Annotated in this window: 17 protein-coding genes; 8 read left to right on the top strand and 9 right to left on the bottom strand. The window is 42.3% G+C overall.

The features are described from left to right. Positions 1-64: 64 nt before the first annotated feature. Positions 65-1,774: a lysine--tRNA ligase gene (lysS, locus tag G563_RS0100940; protein ID WP_028663636.1), complete on the top strand. Its 1,710-nt coding sequence runs from the start codon at positions 65-67 to the stop codon at positions 1,772-1,774. A gap of 433 nt (positions 1,775-2,207) precedes the next feature. Here lysS and G563_RS0100945 read toward each other — a convergent pair whose 3' ends face one another. Then, positions 2,208-3,368 carry a cysteine desulfurase family protein gene (locus G563_RS0100945; RefSeq protein ID WP_028663637.1) on the bottom strand — a complete coding sequence of 387 codons (1,161 nt, stop codon included), beginning with the start codon at positions 3,366-3,368 and terminating at the stop codon, positions 2,208-2,210. A gap of 191 nt (positions 3,369-3,559) precedes the next feature. On the opposite strand from G563_RS0100945, the gene G563_RS0100950 reads away from it, so the two are divergent. Beyond that, on the top strand, positions 3,560-4,528 hold the full coding sequence (locus G563_RS0100950) for a YheT family hydrolase (protein ID WP_028663638.1): 969 nt from the start codon (positions 3,560-3,562) through the stop codon (positions 4,526-4,528). A 29-nt stretch (positions 4,529-4,557) separates the two neighbouring features. Here G563_RS0100950 and G563_RS0100955 read toward each other — a convergent pair whose 3' ends face one another. Continuing rightward, positions 4,558-4,815: a hypothetical protein gene (locus G563_RS0100955; protein ID WP_028663639.1), complete on the bottom strand. Its 258-nt coding sequence runs from the start codon at positions 4,813-4,815 to the stop codon at positions 4,558-4,560. 42 nt (positions 4,816-4,857) lie between these two features. Further along, positions 4,858-5,382 carry an NADPH-dependent FMN reductase gene (locus tag G563_RS0100960; RefSeq protein ID WP_028663640.1) on the bottom strand — a complete coding sequence of 175 codons (525 nt, stop codon included), beginning with the start codon at positions 5,380-5,382 and terminating at the stop codon, positions 4,858-4,860. Positions 5,383-5,588: 206 nt separating this feature from the next. Here G563_RS0100960 and G563_RS0100965 point away from each other — a divergent pair, with 206 nt between their 5' ends. From G563_RS0100965 to G563_RS0100975, 3 genes are all read left to right on the top strand, one after another. Continuing rightward, positions 5,589-6,263 carry a bifunctional 4-hydroxy-2-oxoglutarate aldolase/2-dehydro-3-deoxy-phosphogluconate aldolase gene (locus tag G563_RS0100965; protein ID WP_028663641.1) on the top strand — a complete coding sequence of 225 codons (675 nt, stop codon included), beginning with the start codon at positions 5,589-5,591 and terminating at the stop codon, positions 6,261-6,263. Positions 6,264-6,336: 73 nt separating this feature from the next. Further along, entirely contained in the window at positions 6,337-6,876 is a 540-nt protein-coding gene (locus G563_RS0100970) for an RNA polymerase sigma factor (protein ID WP_028663642.1), read from the top strand. A gap of 28 nt (positions 6,877-6,904) precedes the next feature. Further along, on the top strand, positions 6,905-8,413 hold the full coding sequence (locus tag G563_RS0100975; protein ID WP_028663643.1) for an outer membrane beta-barrel protein: 1,509 nt from the start codon (positions 6,905-6,907) through the stop codon (positions 8,411-8,413). Here G563_RS0100975 and G563_RS0100980 read toward each other — a convergent pair. The 3 genes from G563_RS0100980 to atpD all read right to left on the bottom strand — a co-directional run bounded on the left by G563_RS0100980 (position 8,410) and on the right by atpD (position 11,939). Then, positions 8,410-9,963, bottom strand: coding sequence for a 4Fe-4S binding protein (locus G563_RS0100980; RefSeq protein ID WP_028663644.1), 1,554 nt, complete (start codon positions 9,961-9,963; stop codon positions 8,410-8,412). The genes G563_RS0100975 and G563_RS0100980 overlap by 4 nt on opposite strands. A gap of 143 nt (positions 9,964-10,106) precedes the next feature. Then, a complete protein-coding gene (gene atpC / locus G563_RS0100990) occupies positions 10,107-10,346 on the bottom strand; it encodes an ATP synthase F1 subunit epsilon (RefSeq protein ID WP_028663645.1) in 240 nt (79 codons plus the stop codon). 72 nt (positions 10,347-10,418) lie between these two features. Then, positions 10,419-11,939, bottom strand: a complete 1,521-nt coding sequence (gene atpD, locus G563_RS0100995; protein ID WP_028663646.1) for a F0F1 ATP synthase subunit beta — start codon at positions 11,937-11,939, stop codon at positions 10,419-10,421. A gap of 345 nt (positions 11,940-12,284) precedes the next feature. Between atpD and G563_RS0101000 the strand changes: the two genes are divergently transcribed. Beyond that, complete coding sequence (locus tag G563_RS0101000) at positions 12,285-13,358, top strand: endonuclease/exonuclease/phosphatase family protein (RefSeq protein WP_028663647.1); 1,074 nt, start codon at positions 12,285-12,287, stop codon at positions 13,356-13,358. 2 nt (positions 13,359-13,360) lie between these two features. Here the strand turns inward: G563_RS0101000 and G563_RS0101005 are convergent, their stop codons facing one another. Beyond that, entirely contained in the window at positions 13,361-14,554 is a 1,194-nt protein-coding gene (locus tag G563_RS0101005; RefSeq protein ID WP_028663648.1) for an ATP-binding protein, read from the bottom strand. Positions 14,555-15,054: 500 nt separating this feature from the next. Between G563_RS0101005 and hemA the strand changes: the two genes are divergently transcribed. Then, positions 15,055-16,326, top strand: a complete 1,272-nt coding sequence (gene hemA / locus G563_RS0101010; protein ID WP_028663649.1) for a glutamyl-tRNA reductase — start codon at positions 15,055-15,057, stop codon at positions 16,324-16,326. Between the two features lie 7 nt (positions 16,327-16,333). Here hemA and G563_RS0101015 read toward each other — a convergent pair whose 3' ends face one another. Further along, positions 16,334-17,458 (bottom strand): DmpA family aminopeptidase, encoded by a 1,125-nt coding sequence (locus G563_RS0101015; protein ID WP_028663650.1) that lies wholly within the window; start codon positions 17,456-17,458, stop codon positions 16,334-16,336. A 233-nt stretch (positions 17,459-17,691) separates the two neighbouring features. Here G563_RS0101015 and G563_RS0101020 point away from each other — a divergent pair, with 233 nt between their 5' ends. Next, positions 17,692-19,272: a hypothetical protein gene (locus G563_RS0101020; protein WP_028663651.1), complete on the top strand. Its 1,581-nt coding sequence runs from the start codon at positions 17,692-17,694 to the stop codon at positions 19,270-19,272. A gap of 12 nt (positions 19,273-19,284) precedes the next feature. Here G563_RS0101020 and G563_RS0101025 read toward each other — a convergent pair whose 3' ends face one another. Beyond that, positions 19,285-21,300, bottom strand: a complete 2,016-nt coding sequence (locus G563_RS0101025) for a plastocyanin/azurin family copper-binding protein (RefSeq protein WP_028663652.1) — start codon at positions 21,298-21,300, stop codon at positions 19,285-19,287. Between the last annotated feature and the right edge of the window lie 88 nt (positions 21,301-21,388).

Genomic DNA, 21,388 nt, shown 5'->3' on the forward strand with positions numbered 1-21,388 from the left:
TGCGTACTAATTGTCGGAAGGCAAAGTTACAAATAACATGTAACGGACAATAAATAATAAATAAATGCTAAGCGAACAGGAATTACTGCGCCGACAAAAGCGCGAAGAATTGATGAAAATGGGGATAGACCCCTATCCAGCCGAGATGTTTGAGGTCAATGTTACGGCGGCTGATATTCATAAAAACTACGAAAACGATAAGCTTAACTATAAAAGTGTCGCCATTGCAGGGCGTTTGATGAGCTTTCGCATCATGGGAAGTGCTTCTTTTGTAGAGTTACAAGACAGTACAGGGCGTATTCAGCTTTATTTTCGCCGTGATGATTTGTGTCCAGAAGATGACAAAACCCTTTACAATACGGTTTTTAAGAAACTCCTTGATATTGGCGACATTATCGGCGTAAAAGGGTATGTATTTACAACCCAAACGGGCGAGGTATCGATTCATGTCCAAGAGTTTAAGATTCTCAATAAATCTTTGAAGCCTCTACCTGTAGTAAAAGAGGCCGATGGCAAAACCTACGACGGCTTTACTGACCCAGAACTGCGCTATCGTCAGCGGTATGTGGATTTGATTGTGAACCCCCACGTGAAAGATATTTTTGTGAAGCGGGCCAAAATCATCAGCACCATGCGCCGTATTTTTGATGATAAAGGCTGGCTCGAAGTAGAAACGCCCATTTTGCAGCCAATTCATGGGGGTGCAACGGCACGTCCTTTCAAAACCCACCACAATACGCTTGATATGTCTTTGTATATGCGTATCGCCAACGAACTCTATCTCAAACGTCTTATTGTAGGCGGTTTTGATGGCGTATATGAGTTTGGAAAGATGTTTCGCAACGAAGGCATGGACCGTACTCATAATCCTGAGTTTACCTCTTTGGAGTTTTATGTGGCTTACAAAGATTATCATTGGATGATGAACATCACCGAAGAAATCCTCGAAAAAGTGGCTTTGGCGGTGCACGGTACTACAAAAGTACAATCGTGGGGTAACGAAATTGATTTTGCAGGCCCGTATGAGCGATTGAGCATTTTTGAGGCAATTGAGAAGTTTACGGGAGTCAATGTAGAAGGGAAAACCGAAGAAGAACTTATCGCTCAATGTAAAGAATGGGGTATCGAAACCGATAGCACTATGGGCGTGGCCAAGTTGATTGATGAGATTTTTGGGGCTAAAGTAGAAGATAACCTTATTCAGCCTACGTTTATCATCGATTATCCCGTCGAAATGTCGCCATTGACCAAAAAGCACCGTAGCAAACCAGGGCTTGTGGAGCGTTTTGAATTGTTTATTAATGGAAAAGAAGTAGCTAACGCTTACTCTGAATTAAACGACCCTATCGACCAACGTGAGCGTTTTGAGGAGCAGTTGCGTTTGGCCGAACGAGGCGATGAAGAAGCAATGGCGATGGACGAAGATTTTATTCGTTCGTTAGAATATGGAATGCCTACTACTTCGGGCATCGGTATTGGGATAGACCGACTTACGATGATGCTTACCGACCAAACAAGCATTCAGGAAGTATTGTTTTTCCCACAAATGCGCCCAGAAAAGAAAGTAGAAATGGCAACTGAGGCCGATTATGTAGCGCAAGGAGTGCCCGCAATTTGGGTGCCTGCCTTACAAAAAATGGGCTTTTTGACTATTGATGCCCTCAAAGAAGCCAATCCCAACAAAGTCTTTAATGACTTGGGGGGATTGCGCAAGAAGTTGAAAATCGATGCCCCAATGCCCAAAAAAGAAGAGGTAGAAGCGTGGATAGCTTAACATCAATAAAAAACATGAATCATCCCGAAGTTAGGTGATTCATAGATGAGACCTTCTGATTTGTGTTTTTGAGTATGTACAAATGCTCAAATGCAAATAGAAGGTCTTTTTATGTTTATCATAGTAGTTATGGTAGCTATCCTTTTTATAAATGTCGTTTAATATTCTGCTTCTGTTTGACTTCTCCGAAGTCATTTGTTTTTTGTGGGGACTTTTCCGCTACAAACCTTGCGCCTCTCCGAGGCAGAATAGGAGAACGTTATGGTGTAAGAATGGCTTCGGTGAAGCCTAATCTTTGTAGCATTGAGTTTTCTCATTTACAATAAGTACTTCGGAGAAGTCTAACCTAACCCTTTTTGACTACAAATTTTGACGTTCTGTCGGGCTATTATACGCTCCAATCTTTAGTGTATCTCTTTCTCTATCAGCCTTATCAAACTGCCACGGTTTTATACATTTCGGCGACGGTCTCTACTGCATAGTCTATTTCGGTTTCAGTATTGTATTTTCCAAACGAAAAGCGAACATTCCCTCGGTCAGGGCTAACTCCCAATGCTCCTAATACGTGTGAGCCTACCTCTGAGCCACTTGAGCAAGCACTACCCCCGGAGGCAGAGATTTTGGCAATGTCTAAGTTGAAAAGCAACATATCGCTTATGTCAGAGGCTGGAAGGCTAACATTCAACACCGTATAATTGCTACGCTCAAGGTTGTCGCAATCTCCGTTGAAGCGTACGCCCTCTATCTTATCGCGAAATCCTGCAATCATTCTTTTCTTGAGCATTTCCAGATGTTGGCGATGCGCGTCCATGTCTCGGTAAGCAATTTCGAGCGCTTTGGCTAATCCTACAATTCCATACACATTTTCAGTACCACCGCGCATATTGCGCTCCTGAGCGCCGCCATAGATGTAAGGAGTTATTTTGATATTATCGTTTACATACAAAAAGCCTACTCCTTTAGGACCGTTGAATTTGTGAGCAGCACCTACTACAAAATGCGTTTTGAGGTGTTTTAAATCATGCCTCAAATGTCCCATAGTTTGTACTGTATCACTATGAAAAATGGCGTTATATTGCTCACACAGATTTCCTACTACTTCTAAATCCAACAAGTTGCCGATTTCGTTGTTGCCGTGCATGAGCGACACCAAAGAGCGCGGCGAAGTACGAAGTAATTCCTCCAAATGATTCAAATCTACGTGTCCTTTGGCGTCGAGGTTTACCATGCTGAGTTTGATTTTTCCTGCTTTTGCCAAATGTTCTAGAGTATGCAATACCGCATGATGCTCTAGCGGTGACGAAATAGCGTGCGTAAGCTGATAACACTCTATGCTACACGTGATGGCCGTATTGTCTGCTTCTGTACCACCCGATGTAAAAAAAATCTGAGCCGGCGAGGTGTTGAGCAGATTAGCTACGGTTTTGCGGGATTGCTCGATGGCCGACTTCACCACTCGTCCATGACCATGGATAGACGAAGGATTGCCGTATTGTTCTGTCAACCACGGAAGCATGGCTTCGATTACTTCGCGGTCGATAGGGGTAGTAGCGGCATTGTCCAAATATACACGGTCGGCAAGAGAACGTATCATCGTGATACAGAGTTTATAGTTGTTGATTGTATATAAAAAATACTAACCGCAAATTTACGTCTAAAGTTCTACTCTATCAACCTATCGAGTCGACGGACTAGTGAAGTTTAGGGATAAATTCAGAATAATCTTTGGCAAGTACAAAAAGGATTTCTGAAAAAATACCCTCAACTTTGCAAAAAACTAAAGCCATGCCCATTATTCGTCAGTCTTCTTATCCGGGTGCTCCACGGTATTTGTTTAATGGTCACTTACAGACAGTTGTACCGAGTTTGTTACGAAAGGTCGAAGGAGTAGTGTATGAGCGAGAGCGATTTACGTTGTCTGATGGGGATTTTGTAGATATTGATTGGATTGACAAATCCAGCAAAAAACTTGTTGTCTTAACGCATGGCTTGGAGGGTGATTCTCATCGGCATTATATCAAGGGGACTGCCAAACTTTTTGCGCAGCACGGATGGGACGTATTGGCGTGGAATTGTCGTTCGTGTAGCGGAGAGATGAACCGAGCCTTTCGGCTCTACAATCATGGCGAAATCGGAGATATAAGCGAGGTCATCAATCATGCGATTCGTACCAAAAATTACGAAAGTGTGGTATTGGTAGGCTATAGTATGGGGGGGAATATTGCGCTCAAATATACCGGTGTACAGGGCCGAAATATGCCCGATATCATACGCGGTGTAGCGGCGTTTTCGGCACCTACCAACCTCAAGACAAGTGCTCAACTGCTCGATTTACCCTCTAATCGTTTGTACCGCGAAAGGTTTATGAAAAAATTGGTCAAGAAAATGACCCATAAAGCGACGCTTCATCCTGGGGTGATTGACTTGAGCAATCTCCAAAATGTGAAAGTTTGGAAAGAGTTTGACGATTTTTTTTCGGCACCGATTAATGGATATCGCGATGCTGACGATTTTTATGAACAAGCATCAGCGGCCAATTTTATTAAAGACGTCAAAGTGCCAGTGTTGATTTGCAATGCTCAAAACGACCCCATTCTCAATGAAGATTGTGTTCCTAAATCTTTGGCCGAAAAGCACGATTTGATTTTTGTCGAAACGCCCAAAACAGGGGGGCATGTGGGTTTTTTGGTCAAAAACGACGAATATACCTGGGCAGAACGAAGAGCACTGGAGTTTTTGAATTCAAGGTCATAGACCACTGCGAGTCTATGACCTTGGTGTTTTTAAGCGAGATGTTTTTTTAGGATATTTTCAATCATGTCGCCGCTCACATAAATCGGCTTATCGGTGATTGTCACTTTTAGTGTACTGTTTTCAACCAAATATTCTCCCTTTACTTTACTAATGCCAGCGGGTAGCGAAAACGAACCTTTGGAAGGGTCACCACTCATGGTGCCATTGCCGGCTTCGATTGCTTTTTTTGCTTTTTCTAAGATTTTGTCGGATGGTCCCTCAAAAGGAATATCAAAACTATGTGCCATGTGTCAATGATTTTATGGATGATAAATTGGAATGGCGGCAATTTAAAAATTTACTAACAATTCTGCTTGTTCGTGGATAAGTCTGTTGATAAGATTGTCTTGAATGCTGCCTTCTACAAAGTTTTTTTTCATAAATGGAATCTTGACACGTTGGGCGAGCACATTCATGCCAAGATAGTTAAATACATCGTTGAGATGACTCAGCGCCAAAGCTCCGCCTTGCATACCGTCCGAAATTCCTACGAGCGCGGCTTTTTTGTGGAGCAACTCGCTCGGGTAGCTCAAGCCATCAATAAATACTTTCAAAGCACCAGGATAAGAATTGTTGTATTCGGGTACAATAAAAACGTACTTGCTTGACTCATGCATCATTTGTCGAAAGTGGTTAAATGTTTCGTTTTTACCGTTATTTTCATACAATGCCGTTCTTATAAAATCATCAGGAAGATCAGACAGGTCTAAAATCTGACTAGGGGCATTTAAGTTGGTGAGTAATTTCTGATAAAACTCGGCCACTTGTTTTGACTTAGAACGGCGGCGATTGGTACCGACTACAATTGTAATCATTAGTGATTAGGAAAAAGTTGTTTTTGAATTAACTAAAAAGGAACCTTAAATTGTTCACCCAAAAGACTCATTTAAGGGCTCACGCACAGTTAATTGGTATCTGTTAATTGTTGTTTTGGGTTGATAGCCAGTGACTTAGTGAAAGTTATTGGCCTTGTTTGATTGTACTTATTTACTTATTTTAATCATAAACTGTTTAATTTCTTATGGCTCGCTTTTCTCGTCTTCATGTGTATCAAGCAATGCACCAAGTTCCTTTGGTTCCATTGTTTAGTAATAATGACTTAGATATCTGTAAAAATGTTTTGAAAGCTAGCTATAAAGCAGGAATAAGAGCATTTGAGTTGACAAATAGGGGTGATTTTGCGCATGAGTTATTTGCAGAGTTAGTCAAATTTGCGCGGCAAGATTATCCCGATTTGGTACTTGGAGTAGGCACTATCATTGACCCCGCTACCGCAGCGTTGTATTTGCAACTAGGAGCCAATTTTATCGTAAGTCCGAGTTTCAATCCAGAAGTAGCTAAAGTATGCAATCTCCGTAAAGTAGCGTATTTGCCAGGCTGCGCTACGTTGACGGAGATTTCGAATGCAGAGGCTTGGGGCGTCGAAATCGTGAAGTTATTTCCTGGCGATAGCCTCGGGCCGTCGTTTGTAAAAGCACTCAAAGCACCGATGCCCTGGACTACAGTGCTAGTAACAGGCGGCGTAGAACCAACCCACGAAAGCTTGAAAGCTTGGTTTGGGGCGGGAGCCGATGCGGTCGGAATAGGTTCGCGCCTACTGACTCCCGAAATCCTCAAAAATCAAGACTGGGAAGCATTGGAAAAAAGAATAAGCGAGGCTTTAAGGCTAATTGAACAATTGAAGACGAAGGCCTAAAGTTTTTTAAATTTTTGCTGTGTCATTCCAACTTTTTTGTACTCACTAGCGTCTTGTGGGTATAACGGCATACATGAAAGATGAACGAACGTTAGTAGAAGGGTGTCGAAATAAAGACCGCATATCCCAGCGAACGCTCTATGAGCGCTTTGCTGGGCGGATGTTTGCTGTCTGTCAACGCTACACACGTAGTCGTTTTGAGGCTGAAGATGTGCTTCAGGAAGCATTTGTAAAGGTTTTTGGTCAAATTCATACCTTTCGTTATGACTGCCCGCTCGAAGCATGGATAAAGAGGGTGGTTATCAATACGGCTATTTCATATCTACGCAAAGAAAAACCTTATTTGGATCAAGCCGATGTAGACAATCATATGGAAGTAGCCTCCGAAACCGAAACCGCACTTTCGGGCATTCAGTACCAACAGCTATTAGCGATGGTCAGAGAATTGCCACCGGGGTGTCAGTCGGTATTTAATCTCTACGCAATAGAAGGGTATCAACACAACGAAATCGCGGAAATGCTAGGTATATCAGAAGGTACATCTAAATCGCAATATGCTCGCGCGAAACAATTATTACAAGCCAAGATATTAGAAAGTGCAGAGAGGAAGTAAGTAAGAAAAATAAGTTTGGAATTGAGAAATGGATACTGCGGAAGAAAATAATTTTGAGTACAACTGGCGCAAAGCTTTTGAGGAGGCAGAAGAAGCTCCTCCGGCTTCGGTGTGGGCAAAAATTGAGGAAAGATTGGATGAAGACGAAGAGCGTGCCTTGATTGTACCTTTTTGGAAAAGTGCTCAGGGTATGAGATGGCTTGCTGCAGCAAGTGTAGCGCTCATAATGCTATCGGTGGGAGTGGGGTGGTTCAACCAAACTACTAGCTCCCCAAATGATATTGCTCAAAGTAATGCTAAAAGTAAGAGGGTAGAAAAAAACAATGCGATATTGGCTCCTAACGCGGCAGCTTCGGTTGCTGAAGTACCACAAAAGAGTACAGCAAGAGAAGAAGCCGCTACGTCTCTAAAATCGCCTAAAAAACAAGAGTTGGCTGAGTTGGCTTTTTCTTCCCCAAAGTCTACAAAGACCCTGAAAACGAACTCCCAAAATGAGAAACTATCGCCCACATCAGAAGTTAATGCTGTGGCATCTAAAATTGAGAAGCGGCCTTCTACTGAACTCTCTCTTTCTAATGTGGAAAATACAAGTACAGAGGCGGTAGCAGCAGCTACCAATCAAGACATTATATCCGTATCACGTTCTATTAATTCAATTTCTATCAAAAATTTGCAAGACTTGCTGGGACTTACAGAACGGCAACCTTGGGTGGCTTATCAAGAGGTACCCAGCGAGTCTGCAAATAAGAAAAAATCTCTCCCAAAAGAATACTGGGCCTCTGTAGGAGTAATGCCGGCAAGTTATAATGCAGGCGTGTCGATTGGTGGAAACGCCTCTAATAGAGCATTTAATGCATCAGGTCAGTATGCGTTGGCAAATGTCGCCAATCGCAGCACTACCAGTACCAATCGCCCGTCTCTTTCGTATGCTTTACAATGGCAGGGTGGGCTTCAACTCAACCAACGCTGGTCTCTGGAAACAGGGCTGAATTATTTACAAGGAAATTCAAGGTTTGAAGGAACAAGCGGATTTGACGTCTTCAGCAATACCTATGTCAACAACTTGGAGGCCGCTGTAAATTATAGTACTAATAACTCCAAGAACGTTACCAGTGATTTTCCTGGATTTATCACCGACAAATCACAAATTCAGACTTTGGCTACTACTCAAAGCATCAGTAATTCTTATCAATACCTTCAAGTACCTGTACAAGCTGGGTATGCCATCATCAAAGCCAAAAGCAAGCTTTCATTGTGGGTATTGGGTGGAGTGGTAAATAATATTTTTCTACGAAATAGTTTCGAAACTGGACAAGAGCGAATAGTGACTGTGAGTGGTGCCGACAATCCCTATCGTACATTGTCGTTGTCGGCTAGTACTGGATTGAGAGTCCAGTATCGTATGAATAAACATTGGACTACTTTGGTGAGTGGCAATTACCAGCAATCATTAGGTTCGACGACGCGGTCGAGTGCGATTTTTGAAGCTAAACCTCAGTTATTTGGACTAGGAGCAGGGCTTCGTTATGGATTTTAGGATTGACGGTGTTGATGGTTCATGTCATTGCCAAGTAATATTTCAGGAGCAATCATGACGCGCGAATTTTCTGAAGCATTTTCAAGATTAAGGACGCCGCGAGGGCATACTGCGGAACAAATCCCGCAACCTACACAAGAAGATCTCACAATATCTTGGCCACGTTGGGCATAAGCTCGTACGTCGATGCCCATTTCGCAATAAGTAGAACAATTGCCACACGAAATACATTGTCCGCCATTGGTAGTAATTCTAAAACGTGATTTCTTTTTTTGCCATAAGCCTAAATAGGCCGCCAAAGGGCAACCAAACCGGCACCATACTCGATTGCCCATTAGAGGATAAAAGCCCGTTCCTACCACTCCTGCAAAAATACCTCCAATCCAAAATCCGTAAGCAGAACGGACGCTATTACTATCTATAAAAAGCACGTTAGCCGAGCCTGTAAAATACGTGTAAAGCACCATAGCGGTCATCACTACTGCAAATGCCAGTACTCCATGAATAAGGTAACGTTCTATTTTCCATGATTTAAGTGATTTGTCAGAGAGTTGGCGATAGGGGTCACCAAGTGTTTCGGCAAGGCCGCCACATCCGCACACCCAAGAGCAATACCAACGTTTTCCAAAAAAATAAGTCATGATAGGAACTCCCACCAAGAAAAGCAAGATACCCCATACCAACATAAAAATGCCCAGTCCACCGCTTTGAATCAGGCTGTTTAGGTGATAGTCAAAGAAAAAATCATAATCTAAAGGCCAGATATTTTTGAAGTCGTAATAGGGCTTGTTGAGGCTGACCAGTATTTCGGGAAGGATAAAAGCGATGGCTGTCTGGAAAAAAACCACAGACAGGGTTCGCCATTGTTGATAGCGGCTATGGCGGTATTTGATAAGCATTCTGATACCCATTACCGCTACGCAGACAGTGTACAAAAAGCCGTACAAAAACCACCGACTAGCTTCGCCGCCATTTAATGATTGGCTGATGGGGTCGACCAATATCGTCCAATTGACTAAATATTGGGGATAATAATAAAGAAGAATGTAGAAAAAAATCAGAAAAGTGCCTACTCCCCAGCCAATCCATCCACGAGAAGTTGCCCCATTTTGAAAAATATGATTGTTTTTGATGCCTGCAAGCTGTTGAATATCAGGAAGTATGTAGAGTAGTATTCCTATAATGGACAAGCCAAAGGTCAAAAACAACCACAAAAATGGCTGGGTTTTGAGTGGGCCGCTAGCAGATGCTTTAGTAATATTAAAACTATATTCGTCATAAATGACTTTATCCCACTGTTGAGCGGCTTTGTAGGAGTTATTAAGACGATTGAAAATTTGGTCAAATTCATAAGTAAAAAGCCATCCATTGGTGTAAGTTTTGTTGAGCAAAGGTTGTAAGGCTTTTCCCAAAGTGGCTTGATGCTCTGGCTTAAGATTGTTTTCTAAAATCGTTGTCGTAAGCCTAAATTCATTCATTGACAAAGTATAAAGCCACAATCCAAAGCCTAACAAGAAAATAATTAGACCCAAACGCTGAATGGATTTCATCTTTTATGATTTTGTGATTTGTTGAAATATACTTTGAAAATAGTGAAAAAGATTAAATGATAAAGAAAAGCTTAAAGAAAGAAGCACAAAAAAAGCGTGGAACTTTTAGAGTCCCACGCTGGTATTTTTGGGTGCAAAAGCACCTATAAAATCGATTCGGCTAGTACAAGCACTTTGTTGTTGAGTACTTCTACTACACCACCGTCTACCGTAAAAGTTTCTTTATGAGAGCCTTCTACGACGATATTGCCTTTGCCAAGGGTACTTACGAGGGGCGCGTGGCTATTTAATACTTGAAACTGCCCTTCGGTGCCAGGGAACGTTACCGCACTGGCTTCGCCTGAAAAGACTTTTTTATCAGGAGTAATGATTTCTAGTGTCATAGTATATCAATTTGAAAATTTGAAAATTTGAAAATGCTCTTTTCCAAATTTTCAAATCAACTCATTTCCAAATTATTTACCCGCCGCTTCTCTCAACAGACGCTCACCTTTTTCGGCAGCGTCTTGGATAGTACCGACAAGGTTGAAGGCTGCTTCTGGCAAGTGGTCAAAATCTCCATCCATGATTTGGTTGAAGCCTTTGATAGTATCGTTGATATCAACAAGTACCCCTTTCAAGCCGGTAAACGCTTCAGCTACGAAGAATGGTTGTGACAAGAAACGTTGTACACGACGAGCGCGGTTTACGGTAAGCTTATCTTCTTCTGACAATTCTTCCATACCCAAGATTGCGATAATGTCTTGCAATTCTTTGTAACGTTGCAAGATAGCTTTTACGCGTTGAGCACAGTTATAGTGGGCATCACCGAGAGTTTCTGCGGTAAGGATACGGCTAGTTGAATCAAGCGGATCCACCGCAGGATAAATACCCAACTCGGCAATTTTACGACTCAATACCGTAGTGGCATCCAAGTGAGCAAAAGTGGTAGCAGGAGCAGGGTCAGTCAAGTCATCGGCAGGAACGTATACCGCCTGTACCGAAGTGATAGAACCACGCTTGGTAGAAGTAATACGCTCTTGCATGGCGCCCATTTCGGTAGCCAACGTAGGCTGATAACCTACCGCTGATGGCATACGCCCCAAAAGAGCTGATACCTCAGAACCTGCTTGAGTAAAGCGGAAGATGTTGTCGATAAAGAAAAGAATATCGCGACCTTGGCCGGTGCCGTCGCCATCGCGGAAGTACTCAGCTACGGTCAATCCTGACAAAGCTACGCGAGCACGCGCTCCTGGAGGCTCGTTCATTTGACCAAACACGAAAGTCGCCTGAGAATTTTTGAGCTCCTCATAATCTACTTTCGACAGATCCCAGCCACCTTCTTCCATGCTATGTTTGAAAGCTTCACCATACTTGATGATACCCGCTTCGATCATTTCACGCATCAAGTCGTTTCCTTCACGAGTACGTTCACCTACCCCTGCAAATACTGAAAGACCAGCATAAGCTTTGGCGATGTTGTTGATAAGCTCTTGGATCAATACTGTTTTACCTACACCCGCACCACCAAACAAACCGATTTTACCTCCTTTTACATAAGGTGCTAAAAGGTCAATCACTTTGATACCGGTATAAAGAACCTCGGTAGAAGTGGCTAAGTCTTCAAATTTTGGAGCAGAGCGGTGAATTGATAAGCCGTTTGACTTATCAACTTGCTTCATACCATCGATAGCGTCACCTACCACGTTGAAGAGGCGACCCTTTATATCTTCCCCGATGGGCATTTTGATGGGGCCTCCAAGGTCGATTACTTCAAGACCTCTTTGGATACCTTCGGTACCTTCCATCGCAATAGTGCGTACGCGATCTTCTCCAAGGTGTTGCTGACATTCTAAGATTACCTTTTGTCCATTAGGCTTGGTTAGTTCCAATGCGTCAAGGATTGCTGGTAGCCGTTTGCCTTCTCCCTCAAAACTCACGTCCACAACTGGGCCAATCACCTGCGTTACTTTGCCTATGTTTGTTGTGTTTGCCATTATTATAAAATAAACGTTATCAGTTATTTGTTATCCGTTAATGGTTATCGTTACTCGTTGATAATTTTGGAATTAAGATTCAACGAAGACCCGGATAACTATTAACTCATCCATTCAGGCCGCAAAATTAGTTGTTTGTTATATCAAACCCAAATACCCGTTTGTTGTATTTTGGATATTTTTTATAGAAATGCACAAATTTTTAGAAAAATATTGTGCGAAAACGAGTTTTGGGCTATTTGCTCCTTCTTTGATTGACGTTATTTAATTGCAAATAATTGCTTACAGTTTTTGATAAAGGGTGTTTATTCACTAATGTTGTAGACCTTTCAATCCTGCAATACCTTGAAGCTGTTTTTACAATCGTTGAGTGGATTCATTTTAGTCACCACACTCCTGCCTTTTGTCAGAAGCGATTATTGGACGTTTCGCGTGTTTGAGTTTCCTCGTGTACAGAAACTCCTATTGGCACTTTCTATCATATTGATTTATCCCTTTGTGGATTTCAGAAATGATTGGAAAGATTGGGGAGTAATAATGGTAATGCTGGGCACTAGTATTTATCTTTTTTGGCAGGTTTTTCCTTTTACACCTTTTGCTTCTAAACAGTTACTCAAAACTCATATCACTAATCCCGACCGTACGGTGAGCCTAGTAATGTGGAATGTATATCAATACAATCGCTCTTGTCAGCCTTTTCTTAAGCTATTTGCCCAAGTGGATTCGGATATTGTATTGCTTTCCGAAACTGATCAATGGTGGAAGGAGAATTTAGCCGCGCTAGAAAAAACCTATCCTTATTTTGTGCATGTCCCTCTCGAAAATACGTACGGGATGCTGCTTTATTCTAAACTTCCTTTGTCCGAAGAGCGAGTAGAATACTTGGTAGAGGAAGGTGTACCTTCTATTCACTCCAAGCTACAGTTAAGGTCGGGAGAATTTATCCAGCTTTTTTGTATTCATCCTACGCCTCCTGTTCCTCAAGAAAACCCGCGTTCAACAGAACGAGACAAAGAACTTTTGATAGTGGCAAAAATGGCCAAAGAAAGTAAGCTGCCCGTATTGGTCTGTGGCGATCTGAATGATGTAGCGTGGAGCTATACTACCTCTTTGTTCCAAAAAATGAGCGGCTTGTTAGATCCTCGGCGTGGGAGAGGCTTTTTTAATACTTTTCATGCCAAAATTCCCTTTCTTCGTTTTCCTCTCGACCATGTTTTTTGTTCGATAGACTTTACACTCATCAAAATTGCTCGTCTCAAAAATAGTGGTTCGGATCACTTTCCGATGTATATAAAGCTTCAATATGAGCCACGGGCAGCGATAATTCATGACGAGCCTGAGCCGACGGAAGAAGATAAAGAGCTAGCTCAAGAAAAACTTGAAAAGGAAACCCGTGAAGAAGGCCCGACTGAGGACTAAACTCACCTTCGTAAAATAATTCTGAAAGTAGTTCCTTTCCCTACTTCGGAAGATTTGACAAAAAGCCTACCACCATGATACTCTTCCACAATTCTTTTGGCCAAAGTTAGTCCTAATCCCCATCCTCGTTTTTTTGTACTGATACCTGGTTTGAATACTTTTTGCCAACTCGAACGAGGAATGCCCTTTCCGGTATCACTTATATCAATCGCAACCTCTTGTTTGTTAAGGGCAAACATCCTGACTTTGATAGCTCCGACACCCGTCATGGCATCTACGGCGTTTTTGCAGATGTTTTCAATGACCCATTCAAAAAGATTTCGGTTCAAAAACATAGTTTTCTCTGTATCAAGCTCATTTACAAAGGTAAGCTCTACTTTGGTAGAGATGCGGCGTTTGAGATAATCTAAGAAAGGGCCTACCACTTCGGCTATCTTTTCATACTTCATCGTAGGAGTAGAGCCAATATTAGAAAAACGAGACGTAATCATCTCCAGCCGTTTGATGTCTTTTTCCATTTCAAGGGTATATTCATCAGGATAGCGTTCGGGGTCGGTACGAAAAAATTCAATCCATCCCATCAATGAAGCGATGGGTGTACCGAGTTGATGAGCCGTTTCTTTGGCAAGACCTACCCAAACGCGGTTTTGCTCGGCGGTTCGCGAGGCACTGAAAACCAGATAGGCCAAGAAAGCCAAAACCAATAAGCTTAATAGCTGTACATAAGGATAGTAACGCATCTGTACTAATAGGGGAGAGTCACTAAAATAAATGTACTGTTTGGTACCTAACAAATCAACTAATATAGGAGGGTTGTCTTCTTTGATTTCTTCAAAAGCTTCCTTTACACGCACTTGTCGCTGCGCTAAGGGAAGATTGGTTGGAAGGTCTAAATTGATGTCGCCAGTGGGTTCTAAATCTTCGCTCAAAATGATAGTCTGTATGCGGCTTTGTTGGATATTTTCTTTCACAATCTCAAACAAAGAAGTGTAATCTTCGGTTAGGTCTGTGTGATTGGCTTGATATTCAATGAGTTGGGCAAATACCGTAAGCTGCCGCTTCTCGCGAGCTTCTAGGCTTTCGACAATGTTGTAAGTATAAAAAACAGAGGCAATGCCAATAAGGGCAAGGTTAATTCCAATAAAAATCTGATACAAATTTTTTTGGCTGTAAATATCTATAGTAGGCAGCTTCATGTTTTGATTAGGCGCAGAATGATGATTTTGTAGAATCTATTGGGAAGTATCAACGACAAATTTATAAGGATACAACTGTTTATCTAAAAAAGCTATTGGGGTCTCTCCCAAAAAAAGTGACATTACTTTAACCTAAAGCACCCTAAATGAGCAGATTTCTGTAGGCGGTAGCTGTTTAGATACTTTCTAAATTAAAGAAGATAGGTCATTAGCACATCTAGTTTTTGGGAAAAAGCGTACATAGATCCAAACGCTGAGAGCCTCTGTAATAGTGCATTAATAGCTTTTGGCTCAAGATATGTTAGGAGGTCGTACAAATATGACAAAAGTCAGTTTTTGGGGGTGTCAAAAGTCATTATTCCCATTTTTAAAGAAGCCCATCTTGCATTAAATAGGTTATGTCTAATTTATACTTGTTCTAAATTACTTTGTAATCGCATTTTAATTCTTTGAAAACGGTTTTTGAAATAACTTTGTAAACTTTTTGTAAGGTAAGTGACATGGAATCTCTACAGTTTAGAAGTGTTGGTATTTCTTATAAAACAGCTCCACTTGAAATTCGTGAGCAAATTGCATTAAATGAAGACGAGGCCAAAGCCTTGATGGTAAAAGTGCAAGAATTTTTCGGTGGTTCTGATATTTTGGTTGTTTCTACCTGTAACCGTACTGAGTTTTATTATAACTCTGTCGAAGACCACAACGTGGCTATTGCTAAGTTGCTCTTGATAGAAAAAGGTCTCATCAATACAGAAGCATATCTGCCTTATTTTGCTTACTATTCTACTCAGCAAGCGGCTGTACGTCATTTGTTTGAAGTAGCTACGGGGTTGCATTCGCAAGTAGTAGGAGATATGCAAATTCCCAACCAAGTCAAGCATGCTTATCAATGGTCAGTAGATTTGGGAATGGCGGGGCCCTTTTTGCATCGTCTTTTGCATACTATTTTCTTTGCTAATAAACGAGTGGCTCAAGAGACCTCTTTTAGAGATGGAGCGGCTTCTACTTCATATGTAGCGGTGGAGCTTATTGAGCAAGTAACGGCCTTGAAAGAAAATCCTTCTATTTTGGTATTGGGAGTGGGCGAGATTGGAACGGATGTATGTCGTAACCTCAAAGAAAAAGAATATACCAATATTACGATCGTCAATCGTACTCTTCAAAAAGCTCAATCGCTTGCTTCTGAGCTTGGTTTTGGGGTTGCTGATTTTGAAAATGTAGAAGAGGAAATAAACAAAGCTGACGTAGTTATTTCGTCGATTGTAAGAGATGAACCCTTTATTACTCAATCTCTTCTCCAATCTGCATCCCGTTATTCTTTCAAATACCTGATTGATTTGTCGGTGCCGAGGAGCATTGCTGCGGATGTAGAGCAAGTGCCGGGTATGATTGTCTACAACATAGATAATATCCAAAACCGGGCTAATGAGGCTTTGAGCCGTCGTTTAGATTCTATACCTCACGTAGAATCAATCATTACTCAAGCCTTGGAAGAGTTTAGTGATTGGTCAAAAGAAATGGTGGTATCTCCTACCATTCAGAAGCTCAAAAACGCCCTCGAACAAATCCGTCAAGAAGAGATGTCGCGTTTTATGAAGGGATTGTCGGAAGAGGAAGTAGCCAAAGTGGATAAGATTACCTCTAGTATGATGCAAAAAATCATCAAACTTCCAGTACTTCAGCTCAAAGCAGCCTGCAAACGTGGAGAAGCCGAAACCCTCATTGATGTATTGAATGACTTGTTCAACTTGGAAAGTCAGCCTGAGCGTCGCTAAAAGCTTCTTATTTTATTTTTCCGTATTTTTTTAAGATTTGTTTCAATTCTGGAAGCGGAAGTTTCTCGATTGTATGCCCTTGGTAGCCACGTGTAGTCTCGGCAGCAGTGAGAGAATTTAAGATGGCTTCTTCGGTTGCTTCTATTACAGCCAAAAAAAGGCCAGAAGTGTCGTCATTGTGGATGAGCTGATAGGTTTCAAGTTTACCATTGGAATCGTGCGGAATAGTATAGGCCGTGGAGAATGCAATCACATAATCTCCACTTCCATTAGACATAATCCCGCCCGTTTTTCCTAGTCCAATCAATGCTCTTTTGGCAAGACGTTTGAGATTACGGGCGTCCAGAGGAGCGTCGGTAGCTACCACAATCATACAAGAGCCATCGCTCGATTTGTCTAGGGTTTCTTTGAAAGGGTATTTTCCAAGTTCGACGCCTACGGGCGCTCCTGCGATTTCGAGTACTCCCCCAAAGTTTGTTTGTACCAATACTCCTACCGTATAGCCGCCTACTTTGGCGGGGAGTTTGCGAGAAGAGGTGCCTATTCCGCCTTTCCATCCAAAACAGACCGTGCCCGTACCGGCTCCCACATTTCCTTCCTTGACTGCGCCAGAAGATGCGTTTTCTAGGGCTTTAAGTACATCTTTTTGCTGAACATGCCTTCCTCGGATGTCGTTGAGATAGCTATCGTTGGTTTCTCCCACGATAGGATTGACGGAGCGAACGGTTTCGTTACCTTTTTGACGCAGTGTCCACTCGACCAAAGCCCCCGTAGCGACTGGCACGCTGAGGGTATTGGTAAGTACGATAGGAGTTTCGATATTGCCTAACTCAGCCACTTGACTATAGCCGGCCAATTTGCCAAATCCATTGCCTAATTCGATGGCGGCGGGTATTTTTTGCTGAAATATATTACCTTCGTAAGGTATAATCGCTGTTACACCTGTACGTATACTGTCACCTATAGATAGGGTAGTGTGACCTACTTTAAGTCCTTTGACGTCAGTGATTGCGTTTAAGCTTCCCGTTGGTAGGATTCCTATTTTCACTCCCAAATCACGGAGCCTTGTTGACTGTGCAAAAGAACATGAAAATAGAAGGCTTATTGCCCATGTGACTATCAAAGATTTCATGGTTTGTTGAAGTGTTTTTGGGGTCTTTTTTGTTAAATATCAAGTAATTATCAATAGAAGTCTAGTAAAGGATAAATAATTTTGGAGCAATCTTGAAATTGTCCAAATAAACGCCTTGATTTTTCAAGTCTTTCTGAATAAGGTGTAGAAATAAAGCAATTTTTTGACTGACTCGTGAAATCAAAGCCTTAATTTTGCGTTGTATTAAATCAGATGAGAATTTAGCTGCTATTATGAGATATTCAATTCATTTTTTTGTTCTGGCGTTCGTTGGTTGTATTCATTTGATTTGGGCCCAAGACAATAAAACTAATTTTCAGATAGAAGTACCCAATGAACCTAATTGGAATATAGTTTCGGAAGGAAGCCGTATTGAGTTTACTCTCAAAACCGTGGGAGGAAAAGGAGACTCCGTCACTTTTGTAGCCATGCAAGGCTTAGTAGAAGGCATGGAGTTTGATTCGACGGGGTATTTTTCGTGGGTACCTTCTTATGATATGGCTGACCGAACCAACACCCAAAAATCAATTCAGCTTATTTTTGAGGCGCGCAATAATCAAAACGAAACCGCTACTCGGTCGATAGAACTGAAAGTTCTTCATGTCAATCGCCCTCCACGCGTAGAAGAACTCAAGCCGTTTTATGTACAAAACCGTACGCAAAATATTTACCGAATAGACCCGAATGCCCTCAAAGACGAGGACAGTGACCCTATCGTGGTGATTCCTGTGACGGAAACTTTACCCGAAGGGGCTAAACTATCATCGGCAGGGGAGCTTACATGGCAGCCCTCACTTACGCAATTCAATAACCTTAAAAATCAGCCTATCTACATTGATTTTTTGGTAGAAGACCAACCTGCAAAATCCCGTGCAAAAGGACGCATCAAAGTAGAAGCTACGCAAATGGACTTACCTCCGAGTATTATCCAAATTCCAAAAGGTGAGTATTTTAAACACAAAGAAAATACGACGATTAATCTTAAGTTTTTCTTGTCTGATCCCAACGGAGATGATGATATTGCTGCTTTTGATTTTGTGACCGATAATCCAGATGTGCCTTCAAGCACTTTGGTCAAAAATACTCCTAATCAATATGAGTTTATCTGGACTCCTAGCTATGACTTTGTAAAGGATCCTAATGACTCTTTATCTTTCACAATTACTTTTTTTGTGATTGATAAAGAACAGAATCGTGATGAACAAAAAATAAGGTTTACTATTCTGAATGCTGTCAATGAAGCTGAAAAAGATCGTCAGATGTATGACTTGTACCGAGCTTCGCTAGTAGAAGCTTGGAATTTGGTGACTCAGCTAAGTGAAAAAGAACAAGAATTGAAGCGTTCTTATCTGAAAGCTAAAAAAGGAAAGAAAAACCGCTCAATGGTAAATGCTGGCTTGGGCGCTACCACGGGGCTATCGCCAGCGGTCATCAAAGCGCCTCAGACAAAATCGATTGTGTCGGCAGTAGGAGGTACTACGATTGTGACGATTGGGGCGCTGGAAGCGGCGGAGGTGATTGGAAAACCTTTACGTGACTTGCTCGACCGTTATAATTATGTGTTGGAGAAAAAAATCGAAATCCAGAATAAAGGAGATGTTTTTGCTCGCGAGTTTGCATTGAAAGCAGCGAGACGTCAAAACGATTTTGCTAAAAAGAGAGATGAGTTCCGAGCTGCTCTTGCGATCAAAGGGCTTGTTACACTTGATTTAGACGCCGGGTGGGAGAATAAAAAAGAAGCGACCGATAAAGCTATCGGCCGCACCTTCAAAGACTTTACTCCATTAGAAATGAGTAATCGTACCCGGCAGTAACAGAGTCATTCATTATTTAGTGACTTTCAGTTTTCCTTGCATAAGCGTATGGTGACCGGGGAATGTGCATAAAAATGTATATTCTCCGGGTTCTTTTGGAGCTACGAAGTAAATAGCTTCGCTTGTCTCGGGTTGCAGTATATTAGTATGAAAGAGCACGTTAGCCGATTTTGGAACATACTGCATATCCGAACCCTTTAGACCTAGCTTAATGGCAGCATCTCCAACAGGGTTGGCTGTGCCGGGTTTCACAATCACGCAATTGTGAAGCATATCGTCGTTGTTGTTGAAAATCCATTTGATACGGCTTCCTGCTTTTACTTGTACATCACTGATGTCAAATTTAAGACCCGGTTTGGTACCAACAATGATGGTTTGGTCAGGGCCGTTTGTCCAGTCTGCGGGTTGTTCGGTGTTACGTTTAGCGCTTGCAGGTCCTTTGTTAGTAGAAGGAGTAGCGGTAGGCATGCTATGATTGCTGTGGTCAGTCGTGACAGTCGCGGCCTTTGGCTGAGCGGCATTCCACTGAGAGCTAGGGATTTTTTGCCCGTCTGCAATTTCGTTTAATGTATAATAACCTACATTGTGTAAAAGAGGCAATCCAGCAGCAGAACGAACGCCTTCAGCTTTGATTTCATGAATATATCCTAGCTTTAGGCTGTCTAGCACAATGCGAGCCTTTAGACCATTGTCAGACACGGCAATATGACGAATTACTCGTTCCGACGCATTGATGATAGGGCTACCATACGTACGGTGGTACTTATAAGTAAAGGTATTGAATTGATAAGAATCTACATTCTGAGCGGTTGCTTTGTCAACAGGCATTGTAAACTCTACTTCAAATCCATCAGGCATGGACCGAACCGCCTTCATCTCGAAAGGAGTTTTGCCAGTCCATACAAGACGTTGTAATCCAAAATCGTCTTTTCCGGTAGCTGACCATCCACGGCTTGTTTGACCAACAAACATCGACCCGTCAAGCCCCCATACCATTCGTAAAATCCCTGATTGAAAACCTTCACGGAAAGGAAAACAGATACCTTGCCATTTGCCGTTTACTTTTTCGAGCATTACGCGCATGATTTTGCTGTGGCCTTGGTCGCCTACAAAAAGTTGCCCCTCAAAAGGCCCAAATGCTCCTTTTGTAATGTCTTCGCGTATGTCGGAGGTAGAGATGCCCATCAACGTATGAGGAAACCATACGGCTGGAGGTTTTAAGCCAGGTACTCTTTTGGCTACTTCATAAAGAGGCTCGCCCGTGTTGGGAATGTCTTGTTCTTTCAATTTGACGGGCGATTCGGGTTCTTGGCTCCAGCGGAGGCCGGCAGGATTACCCGCAAAATCGCCGGGCTCAAGGTGAGTCATTCGGCCCGAGCCTACCCAGTCACCTTGGTTTTCGGTATAAAATATATCTCCTGACTGCAACGCCGCATAGCCTGCTGGTGAACGTAGACCCGTCGCAATGGGAGTCATATTTCCTTTATCATCAAATTTTAAAAGCCAACCTCTCCATTTTGCTAAACTTGCGCCACGGCCAATCCAATCAAGGTTGAGGGTCACCAACAAATCGCCGTTAGGAGCTAACACGGGCCCATAAGAATACTCATGATAATTGCCCGAAAGAGGCCATTTGTAAAAAGACTCATACACATCAGCGGTGCCGTCGTTGTCGGAGTCGATAAGGTGGGTGATTTCACCCCGCTGTGAAACCAAAAAAGAGCCATCAGGGCGATACAAAAGACCAAGAGGCTCATGTAAGCCGTGGGCAAAGCGTTTGTAAGTGGGTTGGCCTGAACCTTTGAGGTAGGGATTGTTTATCATCCACACTTCCCCTCGCCGAGTAGAAGCAGCCACACGGCCATCAGGCAATACGGCTACACCACCAATTTCGAGTTGTATGTTTTCGGGGATGGGTAGTGTAACAATGCGATAATAATCATCTTCGGTCATGGGGCGATTCTGAGCCTGAGTCCAAAGCGAAGATGTTACTAATCCAACTAAACAATTTATTAATACTTTTTTCATGAAAAGTAAGCCTTATTTTTTAGTAATAAAGATAATAAGCACTGGCTTTTACCCAAAATAAAAGCGAGGTACTTATGGCACCCCGCTT

Source organism: Runella zeae DSM 19591 (assembly GCF_000423565.1).
In the GTDB taxonomy this organism is placed as follows: domain Bacteria; phylum Bacteroidota; class Bacteroidia; order Cytophagales; family Spirosomataceae; genus Runella; species Runella zeae.